Source organism: Neoluteolibacter marinus (assembly GCF_014904755.1).
Taxonomy (GTDB): Bacteria; Verrucomicrobiota; Verrucomicrobiia; order Verrucomicrobiales; family Akkermansiaceae; genus Haloferula; species Haloferula marina.
In genome coordinates this window covers 1-9,824 of sequence record NZ_JACZFQ010000113.1, presented here as the reverse complement: position 1 = coordinate 9,824, position 9,824 = coordinate 1, and the positions used below count along the sequence as shown (strand labels likewise).

Sequence of the window (9,824 nt, the reverse complement as noted above, 5' to 3'; positions counted from 1 at the left end):
CGGGTTCGGTCGGGGCGTCCCCCGCTGGCGTCGCCGGGCTGGCGGTGGCATCCGCTTCCGCGACGGCTTCCTCGCTGCCGCTGCCGCGGGCGGCCGCCATCCACTCGCGGTGGCGGATCACTTCCGGCGGTTCCTTGGCCATGTCCTCGCGGATGGCGGCGAGCGCCTTGTCGAACTCGACGAGGCCGTCCTGATAGCGCATCGCGATGGTCTCGTTCGGGGCGGTGCGGACGAGTTCGGCGATGCGCTCCCTGGCCGCGGAAAACTCGCCCATATGTCCCGCCGGATCCTCGTCCGGGGACAATCCGAGTATGCGCCGTGCCTCCTCCGGGGTCATGTTGGTTGCCCTGTAACAGTCCTCCGCCGCGGGGGGAAGAGCGCTTTCCGGAAATCGCCTAACAATCGACCGTCAGCTCTCGAATCCCTGGACGATCGGCATCCGCCGCCCCATGCCGAAGGCCTTCGAGGTGACGCGCAGGCCCGGGGCGGCTTGCTGGCGCTTCCATTCGTTGAGGTCCACCCGGCGCTGGATCCAGCGGACGAGCGTCTCGTCGTGGCCATGGCCGATGATCTCCTCCGCGGACAGGTGCCGCTCGACGTAGAGTTCGAGGATCGCATCAAGCACCTCATACGGCGGCAGCGTGTCCTGGTCTTTCTGGTCGGGACGAAGCTCGGCGCTCGGCGGCTTGTCGATGGTGTTCCAGGGGATGATCTCGCCGTTCCGGTTGATCCAGCGGGACAGCTCGTAGACCCGCGTCTTCGGGAGGTCGGAAATGACGGCGAGGCCCCCACACATGTCTCCATAGATGGTACAATAGCCGACCGCCAGTTCGCTCTTGTTGCCGGTGGTCAGCAGCAGGTGTCCGAACTTGTTGGAGAGCGACATCAGGTAGAGCCCGCGAATCCGCGCCTGCATGTTTTCCTCGGTGACGTCTTCCCGGGTGCCGGCAAAGAGGGGCGCCATCGCCTCCTTCACCGAAGAGAAAGTGCCGGCGATCGGCACGGTGTCGCAGCGGATGCCGAGCTTTTCGGCCAGCGCCACCGAGTCATCGACGCTGCCGCCCGAGGAAAACGGGCTCGGCATGGTCAGCCCGTGGACGTTTTCCGGCCCCAGGGCCTCGGCGGCCAGCACGGCGGTCAAAGCCGAGTCGATGCCGCCGCTCAAGCCGAGGCAAACGCTGCGGAACCCGCACTTGCGGGTGTAATCGCGCAGGCCGAGCACCAGGGCGTCGTGCAACTGGCCGGCCGCCTCGGGTTGCGGCAGGGGTGCCTCGCCGGCCGGCAGGTCGTCGAGGTCGACGGTCCGGCAGGCTTCGCGGAAACCCTCCAGTTGCACCGCGATGCGACCGTCAGCGGCGGCGACCAGCGAGTGACCGTCAAAAACCAGCTGGTCGTTGCCACCGATCGAGTTCACGTAGACGACCGGCACGCCGGCCTCCCGGGCGACGTCGGCCATCAGCTCGCGGCGCACCTCCGGTTTGCCGAGGTGGAAGGGCGAGGCGGAGAGATTGAGGAGGAGATCGATGCCCTTGGCGCTGAGCTCCTGGACCGGGTCGCGATCGTAAAAGGGGCGCTGCAGGTAGTCCTCCGTCCAGATGTCCTCGCAGATGGTCACGCCGAGTCGCAGGCCGTTCCAGAGGATCGGCTCGCAGCGGTCGCCGTGTTCGAAATAGCGGCGCTCGTCGAAGACGTCGTAGGTCGGCAGCAGGGTCTTCCTCACCTTGGCGCGGATCTCACCCTGATGCAGGAAGGCGGCGGCGTTGCGGAACGGCTTGCCGGGGCGGTTCGCGTCGTTGTGATCGACGTGACCCACCAGCAGCGGCACGTCCTTGACCTCACCCGCGAGGTAATCGAGGGCCTGCAGGCACTTGGGCACGAACTGCGACTTGAACACCAGGTCGCGCGGCGGGTAGCCGCACAGGGACAGTTCCGGGGTGACGACGATGTCCGCTCCGTGCTCGAGACACTCGCGGTAAGCCTGCAGCAAGCGCTTGGCGTTGCCGGGGAAGTCCCCGATCACCCCGTTGATCTGTGCGATCCCGACCTTCATGTGCCGGGAAACAATCATGCCCGGGCGGCGAGGGGAATGGCGAACTCCGGACAAAAAGAAGGGCGTGAATCGCAACTCCCCCCGGAATTACAATTCACGCCCTTTCTGAACCAAACGGGTTTGTCCTGCGGCGGCGTCCGCCGAAATCCCCCCGGATTCAGAACGGATGCTTGATGCCTGCCAGACGATCCCGTTGGCCGGATGCAGTCACCGAAGTGCTGCGATCCGGCGTTGAAAATGCCTGATAATTTGGAATTGGGAAGTTTTAAATTGCATGAAAAATCACAAGAAGTTCCCAAAATCGGTCATTGCCCCGCGAAATCAGCAATCGGGGTCAGTCGCGGTCCGCGAATTCCAAGGTCAGCCCTTTGGGTTTCCAATACTTCACGAGGCTCTTCTGGATGGCCGGAGCAGCGTCGGGCTCGATCAATCGCGCGATGTGGCGCCGTCGCGGTTCCGCCTCCAGGGCCGCCCGGACCTCCGCCAGCCGGCGGTCGCCGCCGTGGAGGTAGTAATGGGCGAGCAGCAACGAGGTGGCGTAGGCCTGCCGCCGCTCGTCATCGGGCAGGTCGCTGACGTAGCGCAGCCACTCCCGGCTATCGAGGCCGATGACTTCCTTCACCGGAACCAGCTTGATCCGCGGCTCGTCGGGAAACAGTTGCGACCGCAAGTGGAGGCGGAGGGACCGGTCCATGTCCGCGAAATTGAATCGGCCGCCACCTTCATGCGCGCTGGCGTAGTAGTCGGCGATGCCTTCCAGGAGCCACTGAGGCATCTTTGAATTCACCTCGTGCATGCAGAGGTGGACGATTTCATGGACCAGCAGTTCTTCGTTGGCGCGATTCCCGAATGCCCTGCGGTCGGCTCTGGGATCCAACCAGGGAACGAGGTACCTTGCCTGCAGCAGGACGGAGGCGCTGCGGGGATGGTAAAAACCGGCAGTTCCCGGAAATCCGCCTGCTGCGGCGTAGCTCCGCGGATCGGCATGAATGGAAATGGCCGAGCGCTTGCCACGTGGCGGCGAGAACAAGGGCAGCGGGTGCGCTTTCACCGCCAGGGCCGTGGTGTCCGCGACCTGGGCGAGGCGTTGGAGCTCGTTCGCGGTCAGGCTGACGTCGCTGTCGATGCTGAAGAAACGGGTGTTCCAAACCTTCCTGGTGCCCCGGTCCGCCTGGACCTCCAGCGTCGCCTTGGCCGGCAGGATCTCCCGCGGCAGGGGATCGGCGGCGGCCAGCGGGATCGCGAGTAGAGCGAGAAAGCGCATCCACCCACTCCTAGCAAGGCCGGTCGTGTGCGCAACGATTCAACGACCCGGTTCCCGAAGCGGGGCGCAGCTGGCGGGCAAAAATGCCATTGCTGCATTCGTCATTTGCCCGGGATGGCCGGCCCCTGCTACCGCTGGCCCGTGAGCAAACCGGAATGGCTGGAAACCTTGCGCGCGCAGATGGTTGAACCTTCGGACCCGTGGGTGCTGTTGGAAGGGCAGGCGACGGTGGAGGCGGCGGTGGCCGGTTGGTGGGAGCTGGCCGGCGTGGTGATTGACGACGGCCATCCTTGGGATGGTCCGTCTTGGAGCGGGTTGGAGATCGAGCGCATGGTCCTCGATGAGCTGACGGGGCCATCGGGGCATCGGGGAGTTCTCGGGTTGGCAAAGCGGCCCGGGGAAACCACCAAGGTGGCGGCTTTCACCGCTGCCCTCGATCCCGATGCCTTGCTGGTGGTGTGTCCGCGGCCTGCCGACGCGGCGTTGGCCGGGGCGTTGATCCGATTGGCCGGGCTTCACGGTGCCGCGGGAGTGCTTTTCGGCCGGGAAGGTGTCTCGCCGTTCGAGCGGGTGGCCGTCGAGGCATCGGCGGGCGAACTTTTCCGTCTGCCGGTCAGGGTGTCGGATGGCGGCCAGTTGTTGAGATGCCTGAAAGCTGCCGGCGTGCATCTGGTCGGCACCGACACGGACGGGGCGGGTGACGATGCCTTGCCGACGGAAGGCCGTCGCGCGCTGGTGGTCGGGGATCCGGCGGGCGGGCTCGGTTGCTTCTGGCGAGCGGCCTGCGACCTGCGGGTTAGCGGTCGGCCGGAAGACCTGCTGCCGAGGTTGCTGTGAGAGCCTCGCGGAGGGCCACGACAGCCTCCGGGGGATGGGCGGCCGACAGGGACAGGCGGAGCCGTGCGCTGCCACGGGGGACCGTCGGGTAGCGGATCGCCGGGATCATGAATCCGCGTTCCTCCAGCTCCCGCGAGGCGGCGATTGCCGCATCGTTGCTGCCGATGATGGCCGGCACGATTGCCGATGGATGTCCAGGCGTCACCCCATCGATGTTCGCGCGGAGGGCGGAGCGCAGGCGATCGCCGTCCGCCGAGCGGATCAATTCGAGGGCGGCCAGCGATGCCTTGGCGAGCGCCGGCGGGGGGGCGGTCGAGTAGATGAAGGTGCGGGCGCGGTTGACCAACAGATCGCGCCAGGCGGAAGAAGTCGCGAGGTAACCGCCGGCGAGTCCGGCCGCCTTGCTGAAGGTTCCCATCTGGAACTCCACCCGCTCCTGGAGTCCGAGCGCGGCCGCGAGTCCCATCCCGCCGGGGCCGAGCACCCCGAAGGCGTGGGCTTCGTCGAGGTAGAGCAGTGCCCCGTGGCGTTCCTTGATTTCGACGATCTCGCGCAGGGGGCAAAGGTCGCCGTCCATCGAGAAGACCGATTCGGTCACGACGATGATTCGTGCGGACGCCTGCCGGGCGCGGACCTTCGCCAGCAAGCGGTCCAGCTTGGCGGCATCGTTGTGAGGGAAAACCCGGATCGTCGCCCCGGATAGACGGGCGCCATCGATGAGCGATGCGTGGCAGAGCTTGTCGACGATCAGGATGTCGCCCTTGCCGGCGAGGGCGGGCAGGCTGCCGGCGGCGACGGCAAAGCCCGAGGAGAAAACGAGGGCGGCCTCGGCGCCTTTGGCCGCGGCGAGGGCGGACTCCAGTTCGCGGTGCGGCGGCAGGCTGCCGCTCACCAGGCGGGACGCGGTCGATCCGGTGCCGAAGTTCCGGATGCCCTCGATGAAAGCCTCCGCCAGGCGCGGGTCGTTGGCGAGGCCGAGGTAATCGTTCGACGCGAAGTTCCATAGCTCGCGGCCGTCGCGGACGACGCGCGGCCCGGCCGGGGAATCGATCGGACGCAAGCCGCGGAGCAGTCCGGCTGCGGCCAGATCCGCAAGTTCCTGCCGCGGGTCGTCCATGCTCACTGCAGCGCGGCGGGATTCTCAAGCGCCCAGCGCAGCAGTTTCTCGGAGTCGTTCCAGATGTTGGCCGAGTTGCTCTTCAATACCACGACGATGGCGGAACGGCCGTTGAGGGTGCCGGAGGAGACCAGGCAGCGGCCGGCGGCGTTGGTGGTGCCGGTTTTCAAGCCGTCGCAGTAGGGGACGCGCTTGAGCAGCTTGTTGGTGTTCTCCATTGACTTCACCCGGCCGTCGTTGTGGCGGAAGGTGGTGCTCTTGAGGGAGGTGAAGGAGTGGATGGTCGGACTGCGCCAAGCCGTGCGGGCGGCGATCGCAATGTCGCGGGCGGTGGAAAACTGGTTGTCTGCCGGCAGGCCGTTGGGATTCACGAAATGGGAATTGCGCATGCCCAGCGAGGCGGCCTTGCGGTTCATCATGTTGGCGAAGCCCTCCTGGCTGCCGCCGAGATCCCGGGCCAGGGCACGGGCGACGTCGTTGGCACTCTTGACCATCAAGACCTTCAGCAGGTCGCGGCGGGGGTGCACTTCACCGGGCTTCAGGTAGAGCTTGGTGGGTTCGCAGCGGGTGTCATCGCTGGTGATGGTGACCGGCTTGTCGATGCTGCCGCCGTCCATGACCACCAATGCGGTGACCAGCTTTTGGGTCGATGCCACGGGGCGGCGCAGGTCGGCGTTCTTGGCGTAGAGGACGCGCCCGGAATTGGGATCGATCACGATGACGCTTTCGCCCACCACGGCAGGCGGGGCGCTGGTGGGGATGGCGGTGCGCGCCGCCGGGGCTTCGTAGGTTTCGCCCCGCAAAACCGGCCGGGGCTGCGACGAGTCGTCGCCACAAGCGGGCAGCAGGAAGCTAAGGACGAGGAGGCCGAAGAGTCGCAAGGTCGCGTTGCAGGACATCGGCGCGCAGCTTCGTCGTTCCCCCTGCGGCTCTCAAGGCGGGATTCCACGAATTTCACCTTGCCGGGCAAGTGTTCGCCTGATTTTGTTCTCGAGAACACTGTTCAAACGCCATGCATGAGCCACTGACGGAGCGCCAACAGGAAATCCTCGAGCATTTGAAGTCCGCGCAACGGACGACCGGGGTGATGCCTTCAACCCGCGAGATCCAACATTACTTCGGCTTCGCCAGCCAGACCGCGGCGATGAGTCACTTGCGGGCGCTGGAGCGCAAGGGGGCGATCCAGCGGCTGCCGGGCAAGGCCCGTGCAGTGGTGTTTCCCGACGAACTCGAACGGGAGGAGATCGTCGACATCCCGATCTACGGCCAGATCGCCGCGGGCATGGCCCAGGACGCGGAGCAGGAGAAGGAAGGCTGCATTTCGATCGACATCACGTCCATCGGCATTCCCCGCAGTGCCCGTACGTTCGCCCTCAAGGTTCGTGGCGATTCCATGGTGGACGCGCACATTTGCAGCGGGGACACGGTGATTCTCGAATTCCGCGAGCCCCGGAACCGCGACATCGTCGCGGCGCTCATCGATGGTGAGACCACGCTCAAACGCTATCTGGTCAAAAGCGGCAAACCCTACCTGCATGCCGAAAACGAGGAATTCCCGGACCTGATTCCGGCCCGCGAGCTGATCATCCAGGGCGTGATGGTCGCCCTATTGCGCAAGTCGGCCTGAGCGCGGCATGATCTAGAGATTTCTCCCCCGAAAGGAAAGGGTCCGGCGAGAATTCCCTCCCGTCTCGCCGGACCCGGACTTTTTGAAGGGCGGCCGACAGGCTTGGAGACACCGGCCGTTAGTCGCGGATGCCGCGGTAGCGCCAGGGCTGATAGCCGCGCTGTTTGAGGTGGGCGACCGGGATTTCCGCGGCATTCACCCGCCACACCGGGAAGGGACCGGCTTCGTAAACGAGCACGGAATGGCGGCTGCTCGAGTGTTTCGCGAAAAGAACGACGTGGCGATCGTTGAGCAGGATGTCGCCCGGTTTCAGATCGGCCCATTGATCGAGCTTGTCGCAGATGGCAGGAAGCTCGCGGGTGGAACACGGTCGCGACAAGCGCCAGCAGCGCGAAACGAAACCCGAGCAGTCGATGCCGCAGGCCTGCTTGCTGGTTGCTGCGTCGCCGAGTCGGCGCTTTTCGGCGGTGGAGATGTCACCGGCATATTCCCCGCGGCCGATCGAAGCGACGAACTCGTGCGGGGTGTCGAAACCACCCCATTGGTAGGGCATTCCGCGCGACACCGTGCCGGCTTTCCACCAGCCGTTTGAAAAACCGTGGCGGGAGAGCGAGGCGTCCGGTGTGTGGACCAGCACTCCGTTCTCATCCCGGCCATGCTGCACGTGACGCTGGTCCGGGGTCCACTCGAGTCGGCTATAAGTGTAGGCGATGGCAATGGCGTCCTGTCGTCGCACCGTCTTCGCCGGACCGGCCATCGCGATGTCGTCGCGGGTCACCGTCGAGCAGTGGCACAATAGAAAGGCGGGCAAAGCAAGCAGGAGCGGGCGGGTGAGCACGACGACGAGAGACCGCATTCGCGCAGCGGTTGCAAGGCGCGGCAGTGGATGACGCCCCTGAAATGGCCGGGAACTTGGCAAACGCCGGGGGGCGGAGGATGGTTTCCGCCATGGAAATCGAGCCGGTGGCCGTTGTGCGATCATGCTTTGGCGGGAAGTTCGCGGTGCCCCGTCAGCCCGGCTTGTGTCCTTCGGCTTGGGGGGAGTTGGTTTTCGAACCGGGATTCCGCCAGCCGGAGGCGCTGCGCGGGATCGAGGGCTTCTCTCATCTCTGGTTGATCTTCGGTTTTCATCTCACGGCCGGGGGCGGGTGGAGCCCGACGGTGCGTCCGCCGCGGCTGGGGGGGAACGAGAGGGTCGGCGTGTTTGCCAGTCGTTCGACATTCCGGCCGAACGGACTCGGGCTTTCCTTGGTGCGCCTTGAAGGTGTCGAGGACCGGGCCGGGGAGGGGAAGGTCCTGCTCCTGGGGGGGATCGATCTGGTCGACGGCACGCCGGTGTTCGATGTGAAACCGCACCTACCCTATGCGGAGTCGCCCGGCGGCGCGCGCGGCGGATTTGCCGAACAAGCGCCGGAACGGCTCGCCGTCGAGTCGGACGGGGTGCACGGCTTCACGGACCTGCCGCAGCGTTCCCGCGATGTCATTTGCGAAGCGCTTTCACTGGATCCGCGCCCGCCGGCGGGTCGCAACGAAGAGGGGCGCGTTTATGGAACCGGACTTTGCGGGCTGGAAGTGAAGTTCCGGGTGGAAGGGGCGGTGTGCCGCATTGTTTCGGTCGAACCGGCGCCGGCTTCAGGGTTGAAAGGTTAACTTACGTGAACTAATGTCCTGCCCATGAACGGGAAAGGCGTCACGCTTCTGGCCGGTGGTTTCGTGGCACTTGCGATTTCCGGCTGCAAAGACCGCGAGGAAACCGCGCGCCAGGAGCTTCGGGAAAGTGGCTACGACCTGACGCCCGAGGCCTTTTTCCGCGCCGCGGAGAGCGATGACCTGACGGCGCTCGGGAAGCTTTTGGAAAACGGGATCGCCGTCGACACCCGCAATGACGCAGGCGACACCGCCCTCCACGTCGCGGCCGCGGCAGGGATGCGGAAGTCGGCGGATTTCCTTCTCGATCATCATCTTGCGGTGGATGTCCGCGGTGCGGACGAACGCACGCCGCTGATGGCGGCGGTCCTTCAAGGTACGCCGGCAATGGTCCGCTACCTTCTTTCGCAGAAGGCCGACCCCCTGCTCAAGGACGCCAAGGGATACCGTCCGCTGATGCTCGCGGTCAGCGAGGATCGGGCCGACATGGTTGCCGAACTGGCTGCCTGCGACCGCAAGGATCTCGATGTCGCCCTGCTGGTGGCTTCGCTTGAAGGCAAGGCCGCGGTGATCGACGAGCTGACCAAGTACGGCGCGTCGATCTACGCCCGCATGGACGACGGCCGCACCCCGCTGATGCTGGCAGCACAGAATGGCAATATCGAGGCGGTGGAGATGCTGTTGGAAATCGGAGCGAACCGGTTCTCGATGGATGACGAAGGCCGCATCGCCGCGGATGTGGCACGGGAAGCCGGACATCTGGAGCTGGCCATGAGATTGGCGGAGGAGCCTGCCGAGGATGAATTCGGACTCGAAGAACCGGCGGACCTTGGAGCCGAGATGTTGGCCCAGGTCATCGGATCGGCCGACGAGAAACCGGAGGACGCCGGCGGGGACTCCGGAGCCCCCTCGAGCCGGCCTGCGCCGGGGCGGGATCAGGTGGCCGCAGGAACCGCTCAGGGCGAGCCGGCGCCCCCCCCTTCGCTGGATGGAGCGGTTTTGGAGGTTCCAGCTGCAGCCGCGTCGTCATCGGGCGCGGAGGTCGCGGGTGCGATGGAACCGCCGGTTGCAGGCGACGTCTCGTCACCGGTCGTCATGCGCGCCTTCCGGCAAAAGGAGCTGCCTTTGCGCGTGGAGACGGTGAAGGAACAGGTCGCGACGATCCGGATGTCAGGCGGCGGGATCGAGGAGGTGGAAGAAGGGGCCGTGATCCCGGGGACACCGCTAAAAGTGCTCCGGGTCGAGCGGCGGATGAGAAGCAGCAAGGACAGCAACGGCGGCT

General features: G+C 65.7%; 10 protein-coding genes. 4 read left to right on the top strand and 6 right to left on the bottom strand.

Annotated elements, in window-relative coordinates; genetic code table 11:
- The 3 genes from IG178_RS22135 to IG178_RS22125 all read right to left on the bottom strand — a co-directional run.
- Positions 1–274: hypothetical protein (locus IG178_RS22135; protein ID WP_193214772.1), on the bottom strand; the 274-nt coding region annotated here is incomplete at its 3' end.
- Positions 275–409: 135 nt separating this feature from the next.
- A complete protein-coding gene (locus IG178_RS22130) occupies positions 410–2,050 on the bottom strand; it encodes an NAD+ synthase (RefSeq protein ID WP_193214771.1) in 1,641 nt (546 codons plus the stop codon).
- Between the two features lie 334 nt (positions 2,051–2,384).
- Positions 2,385–3,314: a hypothetical protein gene (locus IG178_RS22125; RefSeq protein WP_193214770.1), complete on the bottom strand. Its 930-nt coding sequence runs from the start codon at positions 3,312–3,314 to the stop codon at positions 2,385–2,387.
- A 141-nt stretch (positions 3,315–3,455) separates the two neighbouring features.
- On the opposite strand from IG178_RS22125, the gene IG178_RS22120 reads away from it, so the two are divergent.
- On the top strand, positions 3,456–4,151 hold the full coding sequence (locus tag IG178_RS22120) for a TrmH family RNA methyltransferase (protein ID WP_193214769.1): 696 nt from the start codon (positions 3,456–3,458) through the stop codon (positions 4,149–4,151).
- Here IG178_RS22120 and IG178_RS22115 read toward each other — a convergent pair.
- Together IG178_RS22115 and IG178_RS22110 are read right to left on the bottom strand one after the other, a co-directional pair.
- On the bottom strand, positions 4,111–5,268 hold the full coding sequence (locus IG178_RS22115; protein ID WP_193214768.1) for an aminotransferase class I/II-fold pyridoxal phosphate-dependent enzyme: 1,158 nt from the start codon (positions 5,266–5,268) through the stop codon (positions 4,111–4,113). The two genes, IG178_RS22120 and IG178_RS22115, sit on opposite strands and share 41 nt — an antisense overlap.
- A 2-nt stretch (positions 5,269–5,270) precedes the next feature.
- Positions 5,271–6,167, bottom strand: coding sequence for a D-alanyl-D-alanine carboxypeptidase family protein (locus tag IG178_RS22110; protein WP_193214767.1), 897 nt, complete (start codon positions 6,165–6,167; stop codon positions 5,271–5,273).
- A 113-nt stretch (positions 6,168–6,280) separates the two neighbouring features.
- Between IG178_RS22110 and lexA the strand changes: the two genes are divergently transcribed.
- Positions 6,281–6,895 (top strand): transcriptional repressor LexA, encoded by a 615-nt coding sequence (gene lexA, locus IG178_RS22105; RefSeq protein ID WP_193214766.1) that lies wholly within the window; start codon positions 6,281–6,283, stop codon positions 6,893–6,895.
- Between the two features lie 118 nt (positions 6,896–7,013).
- On the opposite strand, the gene IG178_RS22100 is transcribed toward lexA, so the two are convergent.
- Positions 7,014–7,751 (bottom strand): hypothetical protein, encoded by a 738-nt coding sequence (locus IG178_RS22100; protein WP_193214765.1) that lies wholly within the window; start codon positions 7,749–7,751, stop codon positions 7,014–7,016.
- A 44-nt stretch (positions 7,752–7,795) separates the two neighbouring features.
- Between IG178_RS22100 and tsaA the strand changes: the two genes are divergently transcribed.
- A complete protein-coding gene (tsaA, locus tag IG178_RS22095) occupies positions 7,796–8,545 on the top strand; it encodes a tRNA (N6-threonylcarbamoyladenosine(37)-N6)-methyltransferase TrmO (protein WP_343226031.1) in 750 nt (249 codons plus the stop codon).
- 24 nt (positions 8,546–8,569) lie between these two features.
- On the top strand, positions 8,570–9,824 hold a 1,255-nt coding region (locus IG178_RS22090; protein WP_193214763.1), incomplete at its 3' end, for an ankyrin repeat domain-containing protein.